The 25,115-nt window shown below is 71.7% G+C and carries 21 protein-coding genes and 1 pseudogene; 8 read left to right on the top strand and 14 right to left on the bottom strand.

Going from position 1 to position 25,115, the window contains the following annotated elements; translation table 11 throughout:
• Window positions 1–31: 31 nt before the first annotated feature.
• The 7 genes from ACGF3A_RS39215 to ACGF3A_RS39245 all read right to left on the bottom strand — a co-directional run bounded on the left by ACGF3A_RS39215 (window position 32) and on the right by ACGF3A_RS39245 (window position 7,122).
• Window positions 32–877, bottom strand: a complete 846-nt coding sequence (locus ACGF3A_RS39215; protein ID WP_393735329.1) for an ABC transporter ATP-binding protein — start codon at window positions 875–877, stop codon at window positions 32–34.
• Window positions 864–1,805, bottom strand: a complete 942-nt coding sequence (locus ACGF3A_RS39220; RefSeq protein ID WP_393735330.1) for an ABC transporter permease — start codon at window positions 1,803–1,805, stop codon at window positions 864–866. The genes ACGF3A_RS39215 and ACGF3A_RS39220 overlap by 14 nt, the downstream gene beginning before the upstream one ends.
• 66 nt (window positions 1,806–1,871) lie before the next feature.
• Complete coding sequence (locus ACGF3A_RS39225; RefSeq protein ID WP_393735331.1) at window positions 1,872–2,744, bottom strand: glycosyltransferase family 2 protein; 873 nt, start codon at window positions 2,742–2,744, stop codon at window positions 1,872–1,874.
• A 17-nt stretch (window positions 2,745–2,761) separates the two neighbouring features.
• A complete protein-coding gene (locus ACGF3A_RS39230; RefSeq protein ID WP_393735332.1) occupies window positions 2,762–3,541 on the bottom strand; it encodes a CDP-alcohol phosphatidyltransferase family protein in 780 nt (259 codons plus the stop codon).
• Complete coding sequence (locus ACGF3A_RS39235) at window positions 3,519–4,580, bottom strand: iron-containing alcohol dehydrogenase family protein (RefSeq protein ID WP_393735333.1); 1,062 nt, start codon at window positions 4,578–4,580, stop codon at window positions 3,519–3,521. The genes ACGF3A_RS39230 and ACGF3A_RS39235 overlap by 23 nt, the downstream gene beginning before the upstream one ends.
• Window positions 4,568–5,320 (bottom strand): sugar phosphate nucleotidyltransferase, encoded by a 753-nt coding sequence (locus tag ACGF3A_RS39240; RefSeq protein ID WP_393735334.1) that lies wholly within the window; start codon window positions 5,318–5,320, stop codon window positions 4,568–4,570. Before ACGF3A_RS39240 ends, ACGF3A_RS39235 begins: the two co-directional genes overlap by 13 nt.
• Window positions 5,317–7,122: a DUF5941 domain-containing protein gene (locus tag ACGF3A_RS39245; protein ID WP_393735404.1), complete on the bottom strand. Its 1,806-nt coding sequence runs from the start codon at window positions 7,120–7,122 to the stop codon at window positions 5,317–5,319. Before ACGF3A_RS39245 ends, ACGF3A_RS39240 begins: the two co-directional genes overlap by 4 nt.
• 245 nt (window positions 7,123–7,367) lie before the next feature.
• On the opposite strand from ACGF3A_RS39245, the gene galE reads away from it, so the two are divergent.
• Both galE and idi read left to right on the top strand, forming a co-directional pair.
• The gene (galE, locus tag ACGF3A_RS39250; protein ID WP_393735335.1) at window positions 7,368–8,360 is read left to right on the top strand and encodes a UDP-glucose 4-epimerase GalE; all 993 of its coding nucleotides are present in this window, start codon (window positions 7,368–7,370) and stop codon (window positions 8,358–8,360) included.
• A gap of 171 nt (window positions 8,361–8,531) precedes the next feature.
• The gene (idi, locus tag ACGF3A_RS39255) at window positions 8,532–9,092 is read left to right on the top strand and encodes an isopentenyl-diphosphate Delta-isomerase (protein ID WP_393735336.1); all 561 of its coding nucleotides are present in this window, start codon (window positions 8,532–8,534) and stop codon (window positions 9,090–9,092) included.
• 132 nt (window positions 9,093–9,224) lie between these two features.
• On the opposite strand, the gene ACGF3A_RS39260 is transcribed toward idi, so the two are convergent.
• Window positions 9,225–9,731 carry an ATP-binding protein gene (locus tag ACGF3A_RS39260; RefSeq protein ID WP_393735337.1) on the bottom strand — a complete coding sequence of 169 codons (507 nt, stop codon included), beginning with the start codon at window positions 9,729–9,731 and terminating at the stop codon, window positions 9,225–9,227.
• 216 nt (window positions 9,732–9,947) lie between these two features.
• Here ACGF3A_RS39260 and ACGF3A_RS39265 point away from each other — a divergent pair, with 216 nt between their 5' ends.
• From ACGF3A_RS39265 to ACGF3A_RS39275, 3 genes are all read left to right on the top strand, one after another.
• On the top strand, window positions 9,948–10,724 hold the full coding sequence (locus ACGF3A_RS39265; protein WP_393735338.1) for an enoyl-CoA hydratase/isomerase family protein: 777 nt from the start codon (window positions 9,948–9,950) through the stop codon (window positions 10,722–10,724).
• Between the two features lie 87 nt (window positions 10,725–10,811).
• On the top strand, window positions 10,812–11,684 hold the full coding sequence (locus ACGF3A_RS39270) for a hypothetical protein (RefSeq protein ID WP_393735339.1): 873 nt from the start codon (window positions 10,812–10,814) through the stop codon (window positions 11,682–11,684).
• Window positions 11,685–11,829: 145 nt separating this feature from the next.
• Window positions 11,830–14,286 (top strand): Tex family protein, encoded by a 2,457-nt coding sequence (locus ACGF3A_RS39275; RefSeq protein ID WP_393735340.1) that lies wholly within the window; start codon window positions 11,830–11,832, stop codon window positions 14,284–14,286.
• Window positions 14,287–14,509: 223 nt separating this feature from the next.
• On the opposite strand, the gene ACGF3A_RS39280 is transcribed toward ACGF3A_RS39275, so the two are convergent.
• The gene (locus ACGF3A_RS39280; protein WP_393735341.1) at window positions 14,510–15,595 is read right to left on the bottom strand and encodes a hypothetical protein; all 1,086 of its coding nucleotides are present in this window, start codon (window positions 15,593–15,595) and stop codon (window positions 14,510–14,512) included.
• 81 nt (window positions 15,596–15,676) lie between these two features.
• Window positions 15,677–16,366, bottom strand: coding sequence for a nitroreductase family protein (locus ACGF3A_RS39285; RefSeq protein ID WP_393735342.1), 690 nt, complete (start codon window positions 16,364–16,366; stop codon window positions 15,677–15,679).
• A gap of 311 nt (window positions 16,367–16,677) precedes the next feature.
• Between ACGF3A_RS39285 and ACGF3A_RS39290 the strand changes: the two genes are divergently transcribed.
• Entirely contained in the window at window positions 16,678–18,303 is a 1,626-nt protein-coding gene (locus tag ACGF3A_RS39290) for an ABC-F family ATP-binding cassette domain-containing protein (protein ID WP_393735343.1), read from the top strand.
• Window positions 18,304–18,513: 210 nt separating this feature from the next.
• Here the strand turns inward: ACGF3A_RS39290 and ACGF3A_RS39295 are convergent, their stop codons facing one another.
• Window positions 18,514–19,554: an oxidoreductase gene (locus tag ACGF3A_RS39295; protein ID WP_393735344.1), complete on the bottom strand. Its 1,041-nt coding sequence runs from the start codon at window positions 19,552–19,554 to the stop codon at window positions 18,514–18,516.
• 68 nt (window positions 19,555–19,622) lie between these two features.
• Between ACGF3A_RS39295 and ACGF3A_RS39300 the strand changes: the two genes are divergently transcribed.
• Complete coding sequence (locus ACGF3A_RS39300; RefSeq protein ID WP_393735345.1) at window positions 19,623–20,597, top strand: FAD-dependent oxidoreductase; 975 nt, start codon at window positions 19,623–19,625, stop codon at window positions 20,595–20,597.
• On the opposite strand, the gene ACGF3A_RS39305 is transcribed toward ACGF3A_RS39300, so the two are convergent.
• A complete protein-coding gene (locus ACGF3A_RS39305; RefSeq protein ID WP_393735346.1) occupies window positions 20,581–21,933 on the bottom strand; it encodes a M14 family metallocarboxypeptidase in 1,353 nt (450 codons plus the stop codon). The genes ACGF3A_RS39300 and ACGF3A_RS39305 overlap by 17 nt on opposite strands.
• Window positions 21,934–22,101: 168 nt before the next feature.
• Between ACGF3A_RS39305 and ACGF3A_RS39310 the strand changes: the two genes are divergently transcribed.
• Window positions 22,102–23,601, top strand: a complete 1,500-nt coding sequence (locus ACGF3A_RS39310) for a M1 family metallopeptidase (protein WP_393735347.1) — start codon at window positions 22,102–22,104, stop codon at window positions 23,599–23,601.
• A gap of 81 nt (window positions 23,602–23,682) precedes the next feature.
• On the opposite strand, the gene ACGF3A_RS39315 is transcribed toward ACGF3A_RS39310, so the two are convergent.
• Window positions 23,683–24,159, bottom strand: coding sequence for a hypothetical protein (locus tag ACGF3A_RS39315; protein WP_393735348.1), 477 nt, complete (start codon window positions 24,157–24,159; stop codon window positions 23,683–23,685).
• 125 nt (window positions 24,160–24,284) lie between these two features.
• Window positions 24,285–24,998: pseudogene (locus ACGF3A_RS39320) on the bottom strand (VWA domain-containing protein); the annotation flags it as partial.
• Window positions 24,999–25,115: the final 117 nt, after the last annotated feature.

Consider the following 25,115-nt stretch of genomic DNA (forward strand, 5'->3'; position numbering starts at 1 on the left):
CGTCACGCTGTCGCCGCGCGGGCGGGCGGCGCTACTTGCTGGTGAACTTGTCGTACTCCTTGATGACCTCGTCCGTCGGGCCGTCCATGCGCAGCTCGCCCCGCTCCAGCCACAGGACCCGCTCGCACGTGTCGCGGATCGACTTGTTGTTGTGGCTGACCAGGAAGACCGTGCCGGCCTCCTTGCGCAGCTCGCGGATGCGGGCCTCGGAGCGCTTCTGGAACTTCTTGTCGCCCGTGGCCAGCGCCTCGTCGATCATCAGCACGTCGTGGTCCTTGGCCGCGGCGATCGAGAACCGCAGCCGGGCACCCATGCCGGAGGAGTACGTGCGCATCGGCAGCGAGATGAAGTCACCCTTCTCGTTGATCCCCGAGAAGTCGACGATGCCCTGGTAGCGCTCGGCGATCTCCTCGCGGGACATGCCCATCGCGAGACCGCCCAGCACCACGTTCCGCTCGCCCGTCAGGTCGTTCATCATGGCCGCGTTCACGCCCAGCAGCGAGGGCTGGCCGTCGGTGTAGACCTTGCCCCGCTCTGCGGGCAGCAGCCCGGCGATGGCCTTGAGCAGGGTGGACTTGCCCGAGCCGTTGGAGCCGATCAGGCCGATGGCCTGGCCCTTGTACGCCGTGAAGCTGACGCCGCGCACCGCGTGCACCTCGCGCATGCCCGCGGCGGGCTTGCGCCGGATCATCCGGTTGAGCGCGGCCGTGGCACTGCCCTTGCCCTTCGAGCCGCCGTAGACCCGGTACACGATGTGCAGGTCCTCGGCGATGATGGTCGGCACCCAGGGGCCGGGGGTCTGAGCGGCCTCCGCCGGGGTCTTCTCCCCGGACTCCGCGGGGGCACCGCTCCGCTCGGTGTGCTCAGCCACGGCCATAACGCTCCTCCGACTTCCAGAAGAAAACAAATCCTCCGATGCCCACCACCACGGCCCAGCCGACGGCCAGCATCCAGACGTGCGGCGGGAGGTGGGCGCCGGTGTAGCCGTCGATGAGCGAGAAGCGCATCAGGTCCATGTAGACGGAGGCCGGATTGCTCATCAGGGTGTCGATCAGCCAGTTCGGAGCGTTCCGCTCCTTGAGCATGTAGTCGATCGAGAACATCACGCCGGACGCGTACAGCCAGGTCCGGGTGATGAAGGGCATCAGCTGGGCCAGGTCGGGGGTCTTGCTGCCGAGCCTGGCCATGATCAGGGCCATGCCGGTGTTGAAGACGAACTGGCAGGCCAGCGTCGGGACGATCAGCAGCCACGACCAGCCGGGGAACTGCTTGAAGCCCAGCAGGATGATGACCAGGACGATCATGGAGTACAGCAGCTGCTGGAGCTGCTGGAGCGAGATGGAGATGGGCAGCGAGGCCCGGGGGAAGTGCAGGGCCCGGACCAGGCCCAGATTCCCGGAGATCGCCCGGACCCCGTTGAGCACCGAGGTCTGGGTGAAGGTGAAGACGAAGACGCCCGTCACCAGGAACGGGATGTAGTTGTCCTCACCGCCCGGGATGCCCTTACGGCCGCCCATGATGAGGCCGAAGATGAAGAAGTAGACCGCCGCGTTCAGCAGCGGGGTGACGACCTGCCACACCTGGCCCAGCTTGGCCTGGCTGTACTGGGCCGTCAGTTTCGCCCGGGAGAAGGCGAGGATGAAGTGCCGCCGCTCCCACAACTGGCTGACGTACTCCGACAGCGAGGGGCGGGCGCCACTGACCGACAGGCCGTATTTGGCCGCGAGTTCGGCCGGGGTCAGACGGTCGTCCAGGGACGGCGGAGGGGTCACGCCGACGGCACCGTCGCGGGTTGTCTCGCTCACGTTGGAAACTCTCGTCCTCACACTGCGCAAGTGGATCCTGTGCTGATGCTCTCAGACACGAGCCTGTCAGATCACGGGAGGGCGTCCCAGCCGCGTCAGACGCCATACCGTACGCCACCGCATGGGCCTGCGAGGACCCGCCGGAGTGGTCCAGCCCTCCTTGAATCCGCCGAGCCAGGCGCGCAGCGCGGGCATGGAGGGGCGCCGGGCGAGCGTGAGCAGCAGCCAGACACCCAGGTACACGGGGATCAGCGGGAGGGGCAGATTGCGGCGGGCGAGCCACACGCGGTTGCGGGCGACCATCCGGTGGTAGACGGCGTGCCGGGACGGGGGGTGGGTGGGGTGGTTCAGCACCATGTCGGCGCGGTAGTCGATCATCCAGCCCGCGTCGAGGGCACGCCAGGCGAGGTCGGTCTCCTCGTGGGCGTAGAAGAACTCGTCGGGCAGGCCGCCGACTTCGGCGATGACCTGGCTGCGGACGGCGTTGGCGCCGCCCAGGAAGGTGGTGACCCGCGAGGAGCGCATCGGGTCGGAGGCGCGCAGCCGCGGGACGTGGCGGCGCTGGGTCTCCCCCGTGTCGGGGTCGGCGATGCGGAAGCTGATGATGCCGAGCTTCCCGTCGGCCTCGAACGCCTCGCGGACCAGCTGCGCGGTGTCCGCCCTCGGGAGCAGCCCGTCGTCGTCCAGGAAGAGCAGCGCGTCGACCTCGGAACCGGAGGGGCCGAACGCCTCGATGCCGACGTTACGGCCGCCGGGGATCCCGAGATTTTCCGGAAGCTCGACCGTCCGTACACCCTCCGGCAACTCCGGCAGCGGCGCGCCGTTACCGACCACCACGACCGGGACGGGCTCGCCGTCCTGCTTGGCGACCGAGTCGAGGAGCGCCCGTAGCTCCTCGGGGCGGTTACCCATCGTGAGCACGACAGCGCCGAGCCGCATGGTCCTCTCGCCCCCCGTCACTTGAGCCTGCTGGAGGCGAGGATGGACACCAGGTGGAGCAGCGTCTGCAGCAGCGCGATGGCCGCGAGGACCGCGACGCCCAGCCGGGTGAAGAACAGGTCGTCCCGCACCGTGTCCACGACCGCCAGGACGATGATCAGCAGCGAGGCCTCGATGCCGAGGACCAGCCGGTGGAACTTGAGCGCGGAGGCGGCCCGGCGCGCCAGCGCCATGCCGGACGAGCGCGGCACGGAGGCGGCCTCCTGCACCGGCGGCAGCCCGTTCTGGTGCCGGGCCACGCCGACGAGGTCCGACTCCGCCTTGATCAGGATGGCGCCGAGCGCAGCCAGGGTGCCGAGGAACGCCCACAGCCAGTCGATACGGCCGCCGCCCCACAGGTCGGCGGCGCGCAGGCCGAGGCCGACCAGGACCGCGGCGTCGCACAGGTAGGCGGCGACGCGGTCCATGTAGACCCCGGCCATCGAGTACTGCTTCTTCCAGCGGGCCACCTCGCCGTCGACGCAGTCGAGCAGCAGGTAGAGCTGGACCATCAGCGCGCCGAGCACGGCCCCGGGGATGCCGGGCACCAGCAGCGCCGGGGCCGCGAGGGCACCGGCGAGGGTCATCACGTACGTCAACTGGTTGGGCGTGACCCGGGTGTTCACCAGGTGCCGGTCCACCCGCAGGGAGATCTCCCGCATGTAGAGCCGGCCCGCCCAGTGCTCACCGCTGCGCCGGTCCTTCACCCCGGCGGGGTGAACGACCGGCCGCAGTTCAGCTACCGATGGCTTGTGCATAGTCCGCGTACGCGTCCCTGATCTGGTCGGTGGACAGGTCGAGGTGCTCCAGGATCGTGTACCGCCCGGGGCGGGTCTGCGGGGCGTACTCCACGACCTTGACGAACTCGTCGGGGTCGAAGCCGATGTCCTGCGGCAGCACCGGCAGGTGGTGGCGGCGGAGCACCTCCACCATCCGCTTCGACGTGTCCTTGTCCCCGCGCAGATACGTGGCGAACGCCGCGCCCAGGCCACACTGCTCGCCGTGCGGCGCCGCGCGCTTGGGGTAGAGCAGGTCGAAGGCGTGGTTGATCTCGTGGCAGGCGCCCGAGGCCGGGCGGCTGTCGCCGGAGACCGACATCGAGATCCCGGTGAGGACCAGGCTCTCGGCCAGCACCTGGAGGAAGCCGTCGTCGCTGACGTCGCCCGGGTGGTGCAGGATCGCCTCGCCCGCCTGGCGGGCCATGGCGGCCGCCAGGCCGTCGATGTCCTCGCCGCGCACCTCGTGCCCCAGCTCCCAGTCCTTGACGGCGGAGATGTTGGAGATCACGTCGCCGATGCCGGAGCGGATGTAGCGCTCCGGGGCCTCGCGGATGACGTCGAGGTCGATGACGACGGCGATCGGGTTGGGCACGCCGTACGAGCCGCGGCCCGCGTCGTTGTCGAGCGTGGCGACGGGCGAGCACAGGCCGTCGTGCGACAGGTTCGTCGCGACGGCGACCAGCGGCAGGCCGATGCGGGCTGCCGCGAACTTCGCGCAGTCGATGATCTTGCCGCCGCCGAGGCCCACGACCGCGTCGTAGCGCCCCGACTTCATGGCGTCGGCGAGCTTGATCGCGTCGTCGAGGGTGCCGCCGCCCACCTCGTACCAGGAGGCATTGGGCAGCTCCGGCGCGAAGCGCTCGCGCAGTGCCGCGCCGCTGCCGCCGGAGATGGCGAAGGCGAGCTTGCCCTTGGAGGAGATCCGCTGATCGGCCAGCAGGCCCGCCAGGTCGTCCAGGGCGCCGCGGCTGATGTCGACGACTACGGGCGACGGAATGAGGCGGGTCAGTACTGGCATGCGATCTCCCGGCCCTTGGCGAGGTCGTCGTGGTTGTCGATCTCGACCCACTTGACGTCGCCGATGGGCGCGACGTCGACCTGGAAGCCGCGGTTGACCAGCTCCTGGTAGCCGTCCTCGTAGTACAGCTGCGGGTCGCGCTCGAAGGTGGCCTTCAGGGCGTCGGCCAGCGCGTCGGCGGCCTCGCCCTCGATGAGCGTGACGCCGATGTACTCGCCGGTGGCCTCGGCGGGGTCCATCAGCTTGGTGATCTTCTGGACGCCCTTCTCGGGGTCCACGACGACCTTCATCTCCTCCTCGTCCAGCTCCTTGACGGTGTCGAGGGCGAGGATGATCTTCTTGCCGTCGCCGCGCGCGTCCAGCAGGGAGCGCTCGACGGAGACCGGGTGCACGGTGTCGCCGTTGGCGAGGATCACGCTGTGCTTGATGGCGTCACGGCCGCACCACAGGGAGTAGGCGTTGTTCCACTCCTCGGCCTTGTCGTTGTCGATGAGCGTGATCTTGAGGCCGTACTTCTGCTCCAGGGCCTCCTTGCGCTCGTACACGGCCTCCTTGCGGTAGCCGACGATGATCCCGACCTCGGTCAGGCCGATCTCGGCGAAGTTGCCGAGGGCGATGTCGAGGACGGTCGTGCTCTCCTCGTTCCCTTCGGGCCCGACGGGCACCAGGGCCTTGGGCAGGGTGTCGGTGTAGGGGCGCAGACGCCGTCCGGCGCCGGCAGCCAGCACGAGGCCGATCATGCGGGTTCTCCTGTTTCGTCGTGTACAGCGGGTGCGTGCGAGGACACCCAGAAACGGATGCTCTCTACGAGCACCACGGCCGCGATGACCACGGCGAGCGCGGTCAGCGCAAAACTGAAGCCTTGAGAGTCCTGACCTCCGCCGCCCAGCCAGAGGGCGGCGGCGATCGTGACCAGCAGGGTCCTGCCTTCATGCCCCCCGACCGCCCGCACCAGCCAGTGCGGGGGCGCCCCGGTGCCGCCGCGGATGCGGTACACCGTGTCGTAGTGATGGTAGGCGACCGCCGCCACCAGCCCGAAAGCCGCGGACAGTGCGCCGTTCACCTCCGCGCGGGCGGCAAGGACCAGGATGGTGGTGTATTCCGCGATACGGAAGAGGGGCGGAAGCAGCCAGTCCAGCCCGCCCTTGAGGGGGCGCGCCAGGGAGAGGCCGGAGCACAGGGCGTAGAAGAGGGCGGCGAGCACAGGCCAGACGCTGCCGAGCGGGGTCCACAGCGCGACGGCGAGCAGCACGGCCGTACCCAGAAAGGCCACGGCGGGCGTGCCGAAGCGCGGCAGGCGCACGCCGCGCAGCGCCCGTGCGGCCAGCTCGGCGAGCGGCCCGCTGTCCGTGAGCGCGGCGGTCGACTCGGCGGCTGCGTCGGTACGGCCGCGCGCCCGGAGCGAGCGCAGCACCCGGCCCGCCGTCGTGTAGCAGGCGGCGAAGGCGCTGGCGATCAGCAGGACGACGAACGTGATCCGCGGCGTGGTGACGGCGGTGAGGACCGCGATCAGCGCCCAGCGCTCGCCGATCGGCAGAATGATCATGCGCCGGACCCAGACCGTCCAGCCCGCGCTGTCGAGCTTGCCGGAGAGCGCGGCGGTGGGGCTGTTGTTGCCCGTGCCGGACTCTCCCGGGTCCGTCGCGTTCGCCTCGTTGAAGGCGAAGTCGACGGTGTGCCGCGCGGTCATCAGGATCATGGACCCGAGCGCCAGGGCCCATACGTCGTCGCCGCCCCGGGCCGCGCCGAGCGCGAGGCCCGCGTAGTAGCTGTACTCCTTGGCGCGGTCGAAGGTCGCGTCGAGCCAGGCGCCGAGCTTGGAGTACTGGAGGTCGTAGCGGGCGAGCTGGCCGTCGGTCGCGTCGAGCACGAACGAGGCGATCAGCAGCACGCCCGCGGCGACGAACCCGGCGCGCTCGCCGGTCGCGGCGCAGGCGGCGGCGATCAGCGAGACGGCGAGCGAGGCGGTGGTGACCTGGTTCGGGGTCAGCCCGCGGCGGGCGCACCAGCGGGCGAGGTAGCGCGAGTAGGGGCTGACGCAGAAGGTGGTGAAGAAGCCGTCGCGGGCCTTCACCGCGGAGCGCAGCCGTACGGCCTCGTCGTCCACGGCGGCCACGGACTCCTGGGCCTCGCGCCGCGCGGCGTCGTCCCGCGGCACGGCGGCGACCAGCACGCCCAGCTCGGGCCGGTGCACGGCGACGCCCTCGGTGCCGAGCGCCTCGGCGGCCTCGTCCGCCGACACCCCGGGGCGCAGCGAGACGATGCGGGCCAGCTGCGCGCGGGCCGCCGGGGCCACTCCCACCGCGCCCGGCACGGCGCCCGCGTCGAAGCGGGGGTCCGTGAGCGCGAGCCGCAGGGCGTGGGGGTGGCCGACGAAGCCGGGGTCGATCAGCGCGACGCGCTCGTTCGCGGGGAGCTCGGACAGCTCGGGGGCCACCAAGGCCGCGTCCGCGGCCACCCGCACGTCGAACCCGAGCGACCGCAGGTCGCCCTCCAGCGACGACCCGGCGACCGGCGGACCGGTGAGAATGGCGGTCGACAGAACGAACTCACTCCTTGGAAGCTGGCACGCCCACCGGGGGACAACCGGGCAGCGGGCAGGGCACGCCCTCGCCCGTTCGGGGGCGGGGCGGCATGTCGGCAGAGAGTATCGGATCGCCGGAGCGAGCCTTCACCGTGCGTTCACCGCTGCGGTGTTGCACGGGGAACGGCTGCCGGGGACAGCATGGTGGATCATGGCCGTGGCTCACAACCGGAGCCCCGTCCGGAGCCCGATAGGGTTCCGTCATGACGTGGTTGATCACAGGTGGGGCCGGCTACATCGGCGCGCACGTGGCGCGGGCGATGGCGGCTGCCGGCGAACGGGCCGTGGCGCTGGACGACGTCTCCAGCGGAGACCCCTCGCGGCTGCCGGAGAGCGTCCCGCTGGTGTGGGGCTCCGTGCTGGACCGGCCGTTCCTCGACCGTACGCTCGCGGAGCACGGCGTCTCGGGAGTGATCCATCTCGCAGCGAAGAAGCAGGTCGGCGAGTCCGTCGAGCAGCCGCTGCGCTACTACCGGGAGAACGTGCACGGGCTCACCGTGCTGCTGGAGGCCGTCGTCGCGGCGGACGTCCGGCGCTTCGTCTTCTCCTCCTCGGCCGCCGTGTACGGCATGCCGGACGTGGACCTGGTGACGGAGGACACGCCCGCGGTCCCGATGAACCCGTACGGCGAGACCAAGCTCACCGGCGAGTGGCTGGTGCGCGCCGCGGGCCGGGCGCACGGGCTGGAGACGGCCTGCCTGCGGTACTTCAACGTCGCGGGCTCCGCGGCGCCCGAGCTGGCCGACACCGGGGTCTTCAACATCGTCCCGATGTTCTTCGACGCCCTCACGCGCGGCGAGGCCCCACTGATCTTCGGTGACGACTACGCCACGCCGGACGGCACCTGCGTCCGCGACTACATCCACGTCCAGGACCTGGCCGAGGCGCACGTCGCCGCGGCGCGCGGGCTGGGCGAGGGCGGGAGCAAGGGCGAGGGCACGGGCGACCTGACGGTGAACATCGGGACCGGCGAGGGCGTCTCCGTGCGTGAGATGGCCGACCTCGTCGCGGAGATCACCGGAAAGCGCGAGCCCGCGGCGCGGGTCGCGCCCCGCCGCGCGGGCGACCCGGCCCGGGTGGTGGCCTCGGCGGAGCGGATCCGCAAGGAGCTGGGGTGGCAGCCGCGGTTCGGCGTGCGGGACATGGTGGCCTCCGCGTGGGAGGGCTGGCTCCTGCGCCATCCCGAGGCGCGCTGACGTACAAGCTGACGTACACATCGTGCACCTGTCCGGACCCGTTCCGGTCAGATGCGTTCACCGCGCCGGGTCGGGGGTCCGGCTGCGGCACACTGGATCACGCTGATTACTCAGATACCCCGGGGCCGTCCCCGGGACGACGCGGTCCAGGCGCCCACGAGAAGGAACAACATGGCGAACAGCTCAGCGGCCCCGATCATGCTCGAACTGGTCGACGAGGACGGGACGACGATCGGCACCGCGGAGAAGCTCTCGGCGCATGTGCCCCCCGGCCGCCTGCACAGAGCGTTCTCCGTCTTCCTCTTCGACGAGGAGGGCAGGCTGCTGCTCCAGCGCCGCGCGCTCGGCAAGTACCACTCCCCCGGGGTCTGGTCCAACACCTGCTGCGGCCACCCGTACCCGGAGGAGCCCCCGTTCGCCGCCGCCGCGCGGCGGGTCGGCGAGGAGCTGGGGGTGGCGCCGTCGCTGATGGGCGAGGCGGGCACGGTCCGCTACAACCACCCGGACCCGGACTCGGGTCTCGTGGAGCAGGAGTTCAACCACCTCTTCGTGGGGCTGGTGCGGGATCCGCTGCGGCCGGATCCGGAGGAGATCGCCGAGACGGTCTTCGTCACGCCGGAGGAGCTGGAGAAGCGGCACGCGGAGGACACCTTCTCGACCTGGTTCATGACGGTGCTGGACGCGGCGCGGCCCGCGGTCCGCGAGGTGACGGGAGACGGGGCGGGGTGGTGACCCCGGTCCGGCGCCGACCCGAGGCCCGGCCCTGATCCGAGGCCCGGCCCTGATCCGAGGCCCGGCCCTGATCCGAGGTCCGGCGCTGACCCGACGGCCCGACCCCCGGCCGCGTTCCGGCCGGGGGTCGGTCTATGCCCCGGGCAGGGGGAGGGCCGCCCAGATCACCTTGCCGCCCGCGCCGGTCTGCTCCACGTCGCAGACGCCGCCCGCCTCCGCCGTGACCGCCTTGACCAGCAGCAGTCCGCGTCCGTTCGTCAGCTCCTCGTCGGGTGCGGCGGCGAGGGCCTTGGGCCGGTAGGGGTGGTCGTCCTCCACGGCCACGCGCAGCCAGCCCCCGCCGAGCGAGACCTCGACGCCGATCTCCGGCGAGAGCAGCGCCGCGTGCCGCACGGAGTTGGTGACCAGCTCGGAGAGGATCAGCAGCAGCCCCTGCTCCACATCGTCGGGCACCGGGGTCGACTGCCGCCTGAGCAGATCGCGCACGGCGTGCCGCAGCTGCGGCACCGACGCGTCCAGGGCAGGCGCGGTGAACCTCCAGGCGCCCTCGTACGCCCGGCGCTCGGCGCGCTCCGCGCGTACGGGCCGCTCCACGGCCTCCGTGCGCTCGGCACGCTCCTGCACACCGCGGCTCTCCATCCTCCGCACCCCGCTCTCTTCGTATGCCACGCACGTGCACAGCGTTCTTGCAGATGCACTTGCACCGAGTGTTGGTACTCCGAGGGGCTGGTCCGGTCCGCTGACTGCAAGTCGGCACTTATCGATGGCATTTGACAGAAGACTTACGCGGGAGTCAGGTCTCTGACTGATCCTGCGACCGCTCGGGGCATGTTCCGGCGGGATACGATCCCGGCCATGGAGCCCTCCTCGGAACCGTCTCTGCGCACCGCGCGGGCCGACGGTATCGCGACCGTCACGCTGCACCACCCGGCGAAGCGGAACGCGATGACGCCCGCGATGTGGCGCCGGCTGCCCCGCCTGCTGGAGGAGCTGGCGGCCGACGACACCGTGCGCGTCCTCGTCCTCACGGGCGCCGAGGGCACCTTCTGCGCCGGGGCCGACATCGGCACGCTGCGGGCCACGGCGGACGGGGACGCCGCGCGGGAGCAGCAGGGTCTCGCGGTGGCGGCCGAGGAGGCGCTGGCGGCCTTCCCCAAGCCGACGCTGGCGGCCGTGCGGGGCCACTGCGTCGGGGGCGGCTGCCAGCTCGCCGTCGCCTGCGACCTCCGCTTCGCCTCGGAGGACGCGCTCTTCGGGATCACTCCGGCCAAACTGGGCATCGTCTACGCGGCGTCCTCCACCGAGCGGCTCGTCCGTCTCGTCGGCCCGGCCACGGCCAAGTACCTGCTCTTCTCCGGCGAGTTGATCGACGCGGGGCGCGCCCTGCGCACCGGACTGGCCGACGAGACGCACCCGGACGGCGAACTGGACAAGAGGGTCTCCGAGTTCGCCCGGACGCTGGTCTCGCGCTCGCGGCTCACCCAGGCCGCCGCCAAGGAGTTCGCCGACGGCCGTACGGACGCCTCCCGGATCGCCCACTGGCAGCGCGAGGCGGAGGTCGGCGGGGAGGCCGTCGAAGGGGTCACGGCCTTCCTGGAACGCCGCGCTCCGCGCTTCAAGTGGCCCCACTGAACGGCCCGTTCCCCCCCTTGCCAAAGAGGCGGAGTTTCTGCTTCCCCTCCCTTCAGACGTCCCGAAACGCCCCGGTAGCGTACGGGCATGACGTCACTCCCCGAACGCGCCGGGCGGCGCTGCCACCACGCCATTCAGCCCCTGCACTCGACCGTCTACTTCTCGCCGGCTCTGGGGAGAGAGCTGGCTCCGTACGGCATCGACGACTGGCACGCGACGTACTTCGCGATGCGGGCCGCGCCGCTCGGAGCCGTGGGGGCCGGGGCCGTCACCGCGACGTTCTACACGTTCAGCCACGCCGTGGTCGCCCGCTACGTCCCCGAGGTGTGGGAGTCCGCCTCGCCGGAGACCGTACTGGCGGCGCGGCTGCGGGCCGTGGACACGACGCTGCGCCACCTGCTGGGCGACGAGGCCGCCGCCTCGCCGGAGATGGCGGAGGCCGCGCGGCTGGCGCTGCGCGCCGCCGAGGCGTGCGTACGCCCGGGGCGCCCGCTCTACGCCGCCAACGCCGACCTGCCCGTGCCGCCCGTCGCCGAGGCGCCGCACCTCGCGCTGTGGCACGCGGTCACGCTGCTGCGCGAGCACCGGGGCGACGCGCACCTGGCGGTGCTCCAGGAGGCCGAACTCGGCCCGCTGGAGGCCCAGGTGAGCCATACGGCCGGGGGCCGGGGCCTCTCCCCCGGCTGGGCCCTGCGCACCCGCGGCTTCAACGAGCAGGACTGGGCGGCGGCGCAGCGGCGGCTCGCCGGGCGCGGGCTGCTGGACGACGAGGGCGGGATCACGGAGGAGGGCACGGCGCTGCGCGCGCGGCTGGAGGAGGAGACCGACCGCCTCGACCGTGCCCCGTACGAGCACCTGGGCGCCGAGGGCGTCGAGCGCCTCACCGAACTGGGCCGGGGCTTCACACGGGCCGCGCTGGAGGCGGGCGCCTACCCCGACGGGCTCTTCGGAACGGACTGAGAACGGACCGAGGACGGACTGAGAACGGACTGAGACCGCCCCCGCCGCCACCCGGGTCCCGCCTGTCGCCCGTCTGTCGGAGCCACCTGCCACAATGCAGGCTTACGGGGGATCCACAGGCACCGAGAAGGCGGAACCAACCATCGTGACGACGACGATCGAAGGCAGGATCGCCGAGGAGCTCGGCGTACGCGAGCGGCAGGTGAGCGCCGCGGTCGAGCTGCTCGACGGCGGGTCGACCGTGCCGTTCATCGCGCGCTACCGCAAGGAAGCGACCGAGATGCTCGACGACGCGCAGCTCCGCTCCCTGGAGGAGCGGCTGCGCTATCTGCGCGAGCTGGAGGAGCGTCGCGAGACGATCCTGGAGTCCGTGCGCGGTCAGGGCAAGCTCACCGAGGAGCTGGAGGCCCAGATCCGCGCGGCGGACTCCAAGGCCCGCCTCGAGGACATCTATCTGCCCTACAAGCCCAAGCGGCGCACCAAGGCCCAGATCGCCCGTGAGGCCGGTCTCGAACCGCTCGCCGAGGGGCTGCTCGGGGACCCGACGGTGGAACCGGCGGCTGCGGCGGCCGCGTTCGTGGACGCCGAGAAGGGCGTGGCCGACACGGCCGCGGCCCTGGAGGGCGCGCGGGCCATCCTGGCCGAGCGGTTCAGCGAGGACCCGGACCTGATCGGCGCCCTGCGCGACCGGATGTGGGAGCACGGGCGGCTGGGCTCGAAGGTCCGCGAGGGCAAGGAGCAGCAGGGCGCCAAGTTCGCCGACTACTTCGAGTTCTCCGAGGCCTTCACCGAGCTGCCCTCGCACCGGGTGCTGGCGATGCTGCGCGGCGAGAAGGAGGAGGTCCTCGACCTCAACCTCGACCCCGAGGCCGCGGACGCCGACCCGGCGGACCCGGCCCAGCAGGGCCCGAGCTGGTACGAGCGCTCGATCGCGCACAAGTTCGGCGTGCGCGACGAGGGCCGTCCGGCCGACAAGTGGCTGGGCGAGACGGTCCGCTGGGCGTGGCGCACCCGCGTCCTGGTGCACCTCGGCATCGACCTGCGCACGCGGCTGCGCACCGCGGCCGAGGACGAGGCGGTGCGCGTCTTCGCGACGAACCTGCGGGACCTGCTGCTCGCCGCCCCCGCGGGCACGCGCTCGACGCTCGGCCTGGACCCGGGCCTGCGTACGGGCGTCAAGGTCGCCGTGATCGACGCGACGGGCAAGGTCGCCGCCACGGACACGGTCTATCCGCACGCGCCGCAGAAGCAGTGGGACCAGTCGCTGGCGAAGCTCTCCGCGCTCGCCGAGGAGCACAAGGTCGAGCTGGTCGCGATCGGGAACGGGACGGCGTCCCGCGAGACCGACAAGCTCGCCGGTGAGCTGGTCGCCGCGCGCCCCGAGCTGAAGCTGACGAAGGTGATGGTCTCGGAGGCGGGCGCCTCGGTCTACTCCGCCTCGGAGTTCGCCTCGCGCGAGCTGCCCGAGCTGGACGTGTCGCTGCGCGGCGCGGTCTCCATCGCGCGGCGCCTCCAGGACCCGCTGGCCGAGCTGGTGAAGATCGACCCGAAGTCGATCGGCGTCGGCCAGTACCAGCACGACCTGTCCGAGGTGAAGCTCTCCCGCTCCCTGGACGCGGTGGTCGAGGACTGTGTGAACGGGGTCGGTGTGGATGTGAACACCGCGTCCGCTCCCCTGCTCTCCCGCGTCTCGGGCATCGGCTCCACCCTCGCGGAGAACATCGTCGCGCACCGCGACAGCAACGGCCCGTTCAAGAGCCGCGAGGAGCTGAAGAGCGTCGCGCGGCTCGGCCCGAAGGCCTTCGAGCAGTGCGCGGGCTTCCTCCGCATCCGCGAGGGGAGCGACCCGCTGGACGCCTCGTCCGTGCACCCGGAGGCGTACCCCGTGGTGCGGACGATGGTGAAGGCCACCGGGGCCGACGTGCCCTCCCTGATCGGGAACCAGCGGGCGCTGCGCGCGCTCGACCCGAAGGACTTCGTGGACGGCTCGTTCGGTCTGCCGACCGTGACGGACATCCTCAAGGAGCTGGAGAAGCCGGGCCGCGACCCGCGTCCGGCGTTCCGCACGGCCTCGTTCAAGGAGGGCGTGGAGAAGCTCTCCGACCTGGAGCGGGGCATGGTGCTGGAGGGCGTGGTGACCAATGTCGCGGCCTTCGGCGCGTTCGTGGACGTCGGGGTGCACCAGGACGGCCTGGTGCACGTGTCGGCCATGTCGAAGACGTTCGTGAAGGACCCGCGCGACGTGGTCAAGCCCGGCGACATCGTCCGGGTGCGGGTGCTGGAGGTGGACGAGGCCCGTAAGCGGATCTCGCTCACGCTGCGGCTGGACGAGGAGCAGTCCGCCGGTGGCGGCGGCCAGGGCCAGGGTCAAGGCGGCCAGGGCCAGCGCCGTAAGGGCGGCGGCGAGCGCGGCGGTGAGCGCGGGGGCGGCACGCCCCGCCAGCGCCAGGGCGGCGGCAACCGTGGCGGTGGCGGCAAGGGCGGCCAGGGCCAGGGGAAGCCGCAGGGCAAGGGCGGCCAGGGCCGGGGCCGTGGCTCCGGCGCGCCCGCGCCGAACAACAGCGAGATGGCGGAGGCCCTCCGCCGCGCGGGCCTGGCCTGAGCGGCACGGCCCCGGCAGCTGACGGAGCCCGGTCGCGCCGAGGAGGCGCGACCGGGCTCCGCTGTGCCGGACGACCCCTGTAGGGGCGCGGGGAACTGCGCGACCGGCCACCGAGCACCCGCGTCCTGCGACGCACGGAACGTGGCACCCCCTGGTCAGCGCCTGAGGAGTCAGCTCCCTGGGAGAGGGCTCCCGGAAAAAGGGCCCGGCGAGGCCACGCCGACTACGTGTCGGTGCCGGGCATGTCGCCGTTCATGCCGGAGCCCGGCTTCGCGTCCGTCATGTCGTACTCGGAGCCGAGCAGCCGTACCTTCACGGAGGACTTGGGCGGGATGTAGGCGCTGCTCTGGTGGATCCAGTCCACGAAGAACGAGGGCATCGCCGAGCCGCTCTCCAGATAGACCTTCATCGAGTCCGACGGCGTGACCGAGGCGATGGACGAGGTGCCCCGGTCGTGCTCGCGGACCTGGGTGCTGAAGACGGAGAGCGAGCCGCCGTCCTCGGTCTTCAGCGCGTGGATCTTCTCGTGGGTGGCCTCGCCACGGCTGAACTCGGCCTCGCCGTGCGGCGAGAGCAGCCGGTCCTGCTCCTTGGGGATCTTACGGATCCACCGGGTGGTGGCTGACTCCGCGAAGTCCGTGGCGGCGGTCGACCCCTCGGCGGTGTACAGCTCCAGCAGGTCGTCGGAGAGCCCGTCAGGCGCCACGGCGCCGGTCTTCTTCGCCGTGTCGGTGACGGGGACCGCGAAGCCGTCCTTGTCCTTCGCGATCCGGGGCAGCCACTTGCTGTCGCTGTAGCTGCCCGCGACCATCTTCCAGCCGCCGTCGGACTGCTTCTCCATGATGAGGATGCCGGGGTACTTGCCCTTCTTCTTCCCCGGGTTCTTGGAGTGCGCGACGACCGCGAACCAGTCGGCCGCGCCCTTCTTGGGTATGTGGAACTTCCGGTCGACGTAGACGAAGGGCTCGCGGTACTCCCTGATCTCCTTCTGGGACCAGTTCTTCTGCATCTTGTACGTGGCCTTGCTCTGCTCGAAGACCGCGCCGCCCTCGACCGTGGAGAGCAGCTTGGGGTCCGAGTTCTTGTTGGCCTTGCTGTTGACCCGCTCGTAGCGGTCGAGGATCTCCCCGGCCCGCTTCTCGGTCACGACTCCGGCCGGTGCCGCCCGCTTCTTCTTGTCGGCGGATTCCGCACCGGAACCGGAGCCGGAACCGGAGTCACCGTCGGAGCCGCCGCAGGCGGTCACCATCAGGACGATGCCGCTCGCGCAGGCCAGGCCCGCGAGGCGCCCCCGTGCCGAACTCTTCATCACATACTCCCCGTTCTCCCCGTGCGTCACAGTGGTGCAAGGAGTATGCAGGTTCACGGTTTTATGAAAATACTGGGGGTTCTACAGCCGGATCATGACCTCCTCCAGCGGCTTGCGCCGCAGGTCGGGGACGCGCGCCTCGGCGGCCGGGTAGCCGACGGGGATGACGTAGGCGCCGCGCTCCTCGGGCGGGCGTTCGCAGATCTCGTTGAGGAAACGCATCGGGCTCGGGGTGTGGGTGAGCGTCGCCAGGCCCGCCTGGTGGAGGGTGGCGAGCAGGAAGCCGACGGCGACGCCGACGGACTCCTTCGTGTAGTAGGGCCGGGGCGTGCCGGGGCCCTTGTGGACCTCGAAGACGACGATGACGGCGGGCGCGATCTCCAGGAAGGGCTTGTGCTCGTCGGTGCCGAGCGGCGCGAGAGCTTCGAGCCACTCCTCCGAGGCGCGGCGCCCGTAGAACTCGCGCTCCTCGGCCTCCGCCGCCTCCCGCAGCCGCCGCTTGCGGTCCGGGTCGGTGAGGACGACGAAGCGCCAGGGCTGGACGTGGGCGCCGCTGGGCGCCGTGGCGGCCGTACGCACGGCCCACTCGACGACGCCCTCGGGGAGCGGGCGGGAGCCGAAGTCACGGACGGTGCGGCGGCGGGACATGATCTCGTAGAAGGAGCGGGCGCGCTCCTCCGCCTCCTGTGCGGAGACCGTCATCGGCCGGAGCGGGACCGTGGGGTGGGGTCCGGGGCCGGGAAGCGGACTGGACGCTGTGGTATGGACCATACGGGCAGCACAGCACACTCCGGGCCCGCAAAAACAGCCTTGCGAGGACGATCGCCCCCGCGTAACGTCTCCTGTTGGCCCTGTCGCCTTCGATTGGAGAGGCCGTTGCGCATCTGAGGTCTTGAGACACCGTGAGCCCCGTCGTGCCTTTGCCCTTCGCACGCATGCCATGAGTGTGACCTCGGAAGCGAGCTGCCGTTCTCTCCGCATCTCCCCTTCCCGCCCTCAGCCGCCTCTGCCCCGGCGCTGACGGGTCCGGTGTCTCCCGCGTCGATCACCTTCTCTCACGCGAGGCCACCAGGGAGGCCCTCTTGCATTCGTTCACCACCGCTTCGCTCAGCTGCGCCCGGCTCTCCTTCTCCTGGCAGGACGGCACCCCCGTGCTGCGCGACTTCGATCTCGCCGTCGGCCCCGGGCGTACGGGACTGATCGGGCTCAACGGCAGCGGGAAGTCCACCCTGCTCAAGCTCTTCGCGGGCGAGCTGCGCCCCGGCTCCGGGAGCGTGAAGGCCGCGGGCGAGGTCGGCTATCTGCCGCAGAACCTCACGCTCGACACCGGCCTGCGCGTGGACGAGGCGCTGGACATCGCCCGTACGCGCGCCGCGCTGCACGCGATCGAGGCCGGGGACGCGAGCGAGGAGCACTTCACCGCCGTGGGCGACGACTGGGACGTCGAGGAGCGCGCCCGCGCCACGCTCGACGGCCTCGGCCTCGCGCACATCGGCCTGGACCGCACCATCGGCGAGGTCTCGGGCGGCGAGTCGGTGCTGCTGCGGCTCGCGGCGCTGCTGCTGCGCAGGCCGGACGTGCTGCTGCTGGACGAGCCGACGAACAACCTCGACCGGGAGGCCCGCCACCGGCTCTACGAGGCGGTGGCGGGCTGGACCGGGGTGCTGCTCGTCGTCAGCCACGACCGCGAGCTGCTCGGCCTCGTCGACCGGATCGCCGACCTGCGGGACGGCGAGGTGCACTGGTACGGCGGGAACCTGGAGGCGTACGAGGAGGCGGTGGCCGCCGAGCAGGAGGCCGCGGAGCGCATGGTGCGCGTCGCCGAGGGCGATCTGAAGCGCCAGAAGAAGGAGCTGGCCGAGGCGCAGACCAAGCTGGCCCGGCGGGAGCGCGCCGGCAAGAAGGCGCAGGCGAACAAGCGCGAGCCCAAGATCGTGATGGGCCTGCGCAAGCGCTCGGCGCAGGAGTCGGCGGGCAAGCACCGCATCATGCACGAACAGCGGCTGGAGGACGCCAAGGAGCGGCTGGACAAGGCGTCCGAGCAGGTCAGGGACGACGCGGAGATCCATGTCGACCTGCCGTCCACGGCGGTGCCCCGGGGCCGTCAGGTGCTCACCGTGCGCGACGCCGGGCTGCGCCACGGGGCGCGGGTGACGCTGGAGACGCACGGCCCCGAGCGGATCGCCCTGGTGGGGCGGAACGGCTCGGGCAAGACCACGCTGCTGCGCACGATCGCCGGTGAGCTGCCGCCGGATCCGGACACCGAGGAGGTCACCGCGCACGTCCCGCTGCGCTACCTGCCGCAGCGGCTCGATGTGCTGGACGACGGGCTCTCGATCGTGGAGAACGTGGCGAAGCTGGCCCCGGAGGCGACCAACCAGCAGATCAGGTCGCGGCTCGCGAAGTTCCTCTTCCGCAAGGAGCGCGCCGACCAGGCGGTGGGCACGCTCTCGGGGGGCGAGCGGTTCCGGGCCACGCTGGCGGCGGTGATGCTGGCCGAGCCCACGCCCCAGCTGCTGATGCTGGACGAGCCGACGAACAACCTGGACATGGCCAGCGTCCGCCAGCTGCGCGCCGCGCTCGCCTCCTACGAGGGCTCACTGATCGTCGCCAGCCACGATCTGCCGTTCCTGCGGGAGATCGGGATCACCCGGTGGATGCGGATGGCGGACGGCGAGCTGGTGGACGTGGCCGAGGAGGAGGTGTGACGGGCCGCCGCCGGTGACGGCCCGTTGCCCCAGGTCCTAGGGAGTGTCTTCAAAGTAGCGTCGTCCGCCCGAAGGGCGGGCCCGGTGGCGTCTGGTGCGTGCGATCGCAAGGCGGAGGAAGGAGCCACTGCGGAGCATTGGCGACTGACGACAACGCCGCGAGCGTGCGTGCCAGACGCCACCGGGCAGACGGGACTTTGAAGACACGACCTAGCCGAGCGGCGTGACCAGCACGCTGCCCGGTGACCGGGCGACCAGAAACGATTCGCCGCGGGTGATCCTGCGGTCGAGCTCCCAGCGGTGCTCGCCCGCGGTGAGCCGGACGTCCGCGAGTTCGTGGGTGTGGGTGCGGTAGAGGCGGTCGAGGCGGTAGGCGGTGAGGCGGACGCGGCAGGCGCTGCCGACGTGGAGGACGGCGGCGCCGTCCGCCGTCTCCAGGCGGACGAGCTGCCGCAGGTCGTACGGGCTGCGGTCCAGGGCCTGTTCGATCTGGGCGACGAGCAGCGGGACGACGGGCGCCAGCCCGTCCACGAAGGCGGCGTCCGACCCGGCGGCCTCGAACGCGGCGCGCACCGCCTGCCGTTCCGCCTCGCCGATGCCGCGGCCGAAGGCCACCGCGCCGTAGCCCCGCAGCTCCTCGGGCGAGGCGTGCGCGGCGTCGCGGGAGATCTCGGCGCCGACGCCGGTCTGCCGCAGCGCGTTGGCGAGCCGGGCGAGGACGGCGGCGCGGGCGCCGACCAGCAGCACCCGGCGGGGCGGCGCCTCGTGGGCGCCGTCGGCGAGGGCCCGCTCCAGCTCGCTGCGGTACTGCGCGGCGTGGAAGCGGAACGGGCCGATCCCGGGGTAGCCGTCGCGCTCCAGGTCGGCCCGCTCGTCCGTCTGCCAGGCGAAGTCCCGCCAGACGACGGCCTCCTCCTCCCGCTCGATCACGGCCGTCACCGCGCCGCAGTCCAGGCCCTCGCACTCGGGGCAGCCGTAGAGCACGTACCGGCCGTCGGCGAGCGGCGGCTCGGACTCCAGCAGCAGCCGCCGTACGTGGGCGGTGAAGACGGTGGGGCCGAAGTCGGCGGCGAGCGGGGAGACGGTGTCCCCCGCGCTTCCGTCGTCGACACCCCCGAGACGGTGGAGCAGGGGTCTCCCGTCCACGATGAAGTCGAGGAACTCGCGGTGCGCCTCGTACGCACCGTCGGGCAGGACTCCCCCCGCACGCGTCGCCGGAGCCAGTCCGAAGGTCATGTACTCGGCAGGCATGACCCGAGTATTCCCCGCGGGAGGGGGTTCTGCTCCCGGCAGCGGTCATTCCGGATACGGTCGTGCGCATGGCAGACATGAGCGGAGAGGCACACGGGACCGAGGCCGTGGTCGTGATCGGCGGCGGGGTCCTCGGGCTGACGACGGCCGTGGTGCTCGCGGAGCGCGGGATGGACGTACGGGTGTGGAGCCGCGAGCCGGCGGTGGAGACCACCTCGTCGGTCGCGGGCGGGCTCGTGTGGCCGTACCGCATCGAGCCCGCCGAGTCGGCGCTGGACTGGTCGGTGCGCACCTTCCGGCACTTCTCCTGGCTCGCCGAGCAGCCGTCGCTGACCGGGGTGCGGCTGGTGCGCGGCCGGGTCGCGGGCGAGGAGCCGCCCGCGGTCTGGACGGAGCTGACGGGCTCCCCGCCCCGGGCCCCCGTCGTCGACATGCGCTCCTACCTGCCGTATCTGCTGGCCCGGCTGGAGAAGGCGGGCGGGGTGTACGAGCGACGCTCCGCGGCTTCCCTGACGGAGGCCGCCGCCGAGGCGCCCGTCGTCGTGAACTGCGCCGGGCTGGGCGCCCGCGAGCTGGTCCCCGATCCGAGCGTGCGCCCGGTGCGCGGGCAGATCGTGATCGTGGAGAACCCGGGCATCGAGGAGTGGTACGTCGCCGCGGACAAGAGCGCGAGCGAGACGACGTACGTGCTGCCGCAGCCGTACGGCCTGGTGCTGGGCGGCACCGCGGACGACGGCGCCGAGGACCGTACGCCGGATCCGGCCACGGCCGAGGCCATCGTGCGCCGCTGCGCGGAGCTCCACCCGGAGCTGGCGGAGGCGCGCGTGCTCGAACACCGCGTCGGGCTGCGCCCGTTCCGGCCGAGCGTGCGGCTGGAGACCGAGCGGATATCCGACGGCCGCGGCGGCACCGCGCTGTGCGTGCACAACTACGGGCACGGCGGCGCCGGGGTCACGGTCTCGTGGGGCTGTGCGGTGGACGCCGCCCGGCTGGTCGGGCCGCCGTCGGGCGGCGTCCACCCGGGGGTCACCGGCAGGCCGTGACCGGCGTCCCGGCCGTCAGCCCGTACTGCGCGCGCCCGTCGAGGAGCAGCGGCACCAGCGCCCGCTGGGACTGCCGCAGCGGTACGAGCACACCCGAACCGTCTCGACGTGCCTTCACGCCGTGCAGGTCCAGCGTGGTGCGGACGTCCTTCCACTGCGCGGCGGTGAGCCGGTAGCCGCACGGCGGATCCTGGAGGATCTGCTCCGGATCCGGCTTCTCGTTGTCGGCGCCGCCGAGGTAGACGGGGCCGCGGTCGGCCAGGCCCGCGACGCGGGCGGCGCCGGTGGCGGCCTCGATACGGGAGCGCCGCTCGGACGCGAAGTCGTACGCGCCCTTCAGCGCGGCCAGTTGGGAGTGGACGCGCCGCCGGTTGTTGAGCGCCGGGTCGGCCTTCTCCTCGTCGGTCAGGGCATCGACACGGGTCTCCACGAGCTGGCCGACCGCGTGTTTGACCCCGACGGTGTTCCGCAGGATCCGCTCCTGCCCGTCGCCCGCGACCTGCTTGACGGGCTCGCCGGTCTCGGGGTCGGTCCAGATGCCGTAGATGCCGGTGCTGTGGCCCGCCTTCTCGGCGTGCGGGCGGACGTAGCGCTCGGAGAGGGCGCGGGACTCCCGGTGCACGCCGTGCGCGGCGTTGAGGTTCCGGGGCCAGAGGGAGAGCAGGTCCTTGACGTAGTACGGCACGGTCGCGCCGTACTCGTGCAGGTCGTAGATGGTGTCGGGGCGGTAGTCGCGCTGGACGGCGGCCATCGCGCGGGCCTCGGCGGTGCTGAGCGCGAGGTGGTCGCGGTTGATGTCGACGCCGTCGGAGTTGCCCCGGGTGTCGGCGGCGCGGCCGTCCGGGTTGGCGGTGGGCACGACCAGGACGTTCGTACGGGCGAGGAAGCGGCGGGTCCCGCTGTCCCGGGCGAAGGCGAGGTCGCGGACCGTGGAGAGGCACGCCTCGCGGCCCGAGGGCTCGTCGCCGTGCTGGGAGCAGATGAGCAGCACGGAGTTGCCCCGGCGCACCTGCTCCGCGCCGCGGGGCGCGGGTTCCCCGATACGGACGAGGCGGAGGGGGCGGCCCTGCTTGGTGGTGCCGAGGGTGTCCGTCGTGACGCGGGCGCTGGCCCGGTCGACGGCGGCGAGGAAGTCGCCCTCCTCGGGCTGGGTCGTCCAGCGCTGGCCGTTGCTCCGTTCGAAGCCGGTACGGGGCGTGGAGCCGGAGCCGGGCGGCGCCGCCTCGGCGAGCGGTGCGGACAGGAGCGGGACGAGCAGAGCGGCCGAGGCCAGAGCTGTCACCGTCTTCCCCGAGAGGCGCCACGGGGGACGTCTGCGCCGTACACGTGTCGTCATGGTCCGTGACCGTAGACCGCGCGGGTGGGAGTGCAGAAGGGGGCGTACGGGCCCGTGTGTCGGAGAGATGGCGGTCGTATGGCGAGTATTGCCGTGGACATGCGGGACGCCTCAGGAGTACATAACCTTCAGCCGAAGTGACACCTGTCGCTACGAGTTGGAGGACCCGTGCGTCACAGATTCATCGTTCCGGGGGCGGTCGCCGCCTCGCTGCTGCTGGCGATCCCCGCGTCCGCGGCGGAGCCCTCCCCGGGCGCGCCGGGCGTGGGCGATCCCTACTACCCGGACTACGGGAACGGCGGCTACGACGTCTCCCACTACGACCTCCGGCTGAAGTACCAGCCCAAGAACGACAAGCTGGAGGGCACCGCGACCCTGCTGACCACCGCCACGCAGGACCTGTCGCGCTTCAACCTCGACTTCGCGCTCGATGTGAGCGAGGTCCGGGTGAACGGCAAGAAGGCGGAGTTCGCCACGTCGGACGCCCATGAGCTGGAGATCACCCCGGCGAAGCCGCTGAAGAAGGGCGAGCGTGCCACCGTCGTCGTGCGCTACTCCGGTACGCCGTCGAAGGTGAAGGTCAACGGCTTCACCTCGTGGCACCGCACCAAGGACGGCGGCGTCGCGGCGAACGAGCCCGAGGCGGCGTGGTGGTGGTTCCCCAGCAACGACCACCCGACGGACAAGGCGTCCTACGACGTCAGCGTCGCCGTCCCCGACGGCACCCAGGCGATCAGCAACGGCACGCTCCAGTCGCAGAGCTCGACCGCGGGCTGGACGCGCTACAACTGGCGCTCGCGGGCGCCGCAGGCGACGTATCTGGCGCTGCTCGCGGTCGGCAAGTTCGACATCACCAAGAGCGAGACGGACAGCGGGCTGCCCGTCATCAACGCCTACAGCAAGGACCTCGGCGAGAACGACGGAGCGGCGCGCGCCAGCGTCGAGCGCACCGGGGAGATCACCGGGTGGCTGGAGGGCTACTTCGGGAAGTACCCCTTCGAGGCGCTGGGCGGCGTCGTCCCGAACACGGACACGTCCTACGCGCTGGAGACCCAGACGCGGCCGTTCTACAGCCCGGGCTTCAAGAAGGGCGCCAACACCTCCTTGGTGGCGCACGAGCTGGCCCACCAGTGGTACGGCGACAGCGTCTCGGTGCGGCAGTGGAAGGACATCTGGATCAACGAGGGCTTCGCCAGCTACGCCCAGTGGCTGTGGTCCGAGGACCAGGGCGAGGGCACGGCGCAGGAGCTGGCCGACTACACGTACGCCTCGTACCCGGCGGACGACGAGTTCTGGAAGGTGAAGCCCGGCGACCCGGGCGCCGAGAACCAGTTCCACGACGCCGTGTACGACCGGGGCGCGATGGCGCTCCAGGCGCTGCGCAACAAGATCGGCGACAAGGACTTCTTCGCGATCCTCAAGGGCTGGCCGCAGGAGCGCGGCGGGGGCGACGCGACCGTGAAGGAGTTCATCGCGTACGCGGAGAAGGTCTCGGGCGAGAAGCTCGGCAAGCTCTTCGACACCTGGCTGTTCACTCCCGGGAAGCCCGCGACGGGCCCGACGGGGAAGTCGGCCAAGGCGCTGGCCGCGAAGGCCCCGGAGAAGCCGAAGTCGTGGCAGAAGATCCACGACGTGCACCGCGCCGAGCAGCGCGGGCACGGCCACTGACGGCTGCTGACAGCCACTGACGGCTACTGACGCCCACGGCGGACCCGCGCGCGTGCGAGGCGCGCGGGTCCGCCCCGCCTCTCAGGTGTGGATGGCGAGCTTGAACTGCGCGTGCACGATGCGCCGGGATCTGGAGTCGGTGTGCCCGACGAGCAGCCCGAGCGGCGTGCCGGGGTGCACGAAGATCCCGTGGTTCTTGGTGAAGCACTGCATGCCGGGCGACGGGGGCCGGTGGTCGGTCGCCGTCGAGTCGGGGCCCGAGGCCAGGTCGAGCGGGTCGCGGACGAACCGGTCCCGCAGCTCGGAGTAGTTCCCGTCCTCCCAGTGGATGTTCGCGGTCAGCTCGCCCCAGCCGTCCACGGCGGGCCATATCAGGCCGGAGCGGTCGTCGCTGTCCCAGTCGACGACCTCGTAGCCGTCCGGCTGCACCACCTGGTGCATGCCGTGCTCGTCGTAGGACTCCCCGGCCCCGAACGGGAACCGGAGGATGTGATACCCCCCACCGCCGGGGACGGACTGGGTGTGGTTGGAGATCAGGGAACAGACGTGCACGGTCACAAGGCGCCTCCGGGAGGGGACGAGAAGGGGATACGCCCAGTCTCCTGCCGTCCCGGGCTCCTGTCCCCGGGTGTGCGCGGTTCTTCGTGGTGAAGGTGTTGGCGCGTCAGGCGCGGGGCGGGCGTGACGCCGAGTGCGCGGGAGGCGGCGAGCCACGCGGGGAACTCCTGGAGCAGCTGGTCGTAGAGGTGCGCGTCGGTCAGGGCGCGGGGGTCGCGGCCCGCGTGGAAGAAGCCCGCGTTGTCGACGACGCGCTTGGCGGGGACGGGGAGCTCGTCCAGCTTGTGGAGGAAGGCGAACTCGCGCTCGTCGGGATCGCCGAATCCGACGAACTGCCAGAACAGCGGCAGCCGCGCCGCCTTGCACAGATAGCGCTCGGCCGCCGCCCTGCTCGTGGGGCCGCCGTCCGTCTGGAAGACCACGAGCGCCGGGGCCGTGCAGCCCGAGGCGAGGTAGTGGTCGATCACCGCGTCCATGGCCCAGTGGTAGTTCGTACGGCCCATGTGGCCCAGGCCCTCGTGCAGCTCCGCGATCCGGCCCCGGTAGCCGGTGAGGCCGAACTCGGCGACGCCGTCGACGTCGGTGGAGAAGAAGACGAGCGGCACCCGGCCGTCGTCGTCGAGGTGCGCGGCGAGACTCAGCACCTGTTCGGCGAGGTGCTGGACGGTGCCGTCCTGGTAGTACGGGCGCATCGAGCCCGACCGGTCCAGCACGAGATAGACCGCGGCACGTTCACCCGCGACCGCATGCTTACGCAGACTGATTGCGGCGGTCTTGTAAAGATCGACCAGACCGGGTGCGGTGGTCTCTATCTTGGTCAGGCTCACGGCTGAACTCACGGGCTGCTCCTCGCTCTTCCCCGGACATTCTTCCCGGGCCCCGCAGCCCCGTGACGTGGGGGTCCGGGGCGTACGACGGCCACCGGAACCCCTCTTCTCACTTCGGCCTGCCCCGGC

Source organism: Streptomyces sp. NPDC048172, assembly GCF_043202595.1.
In the GTDB taxonomy this organism is placed as follows: domain Bacteria; phylum Actinomycetota; class Actinomycetes; order Streptomycetales; family Streptomycetaceae; genus Streptomyces.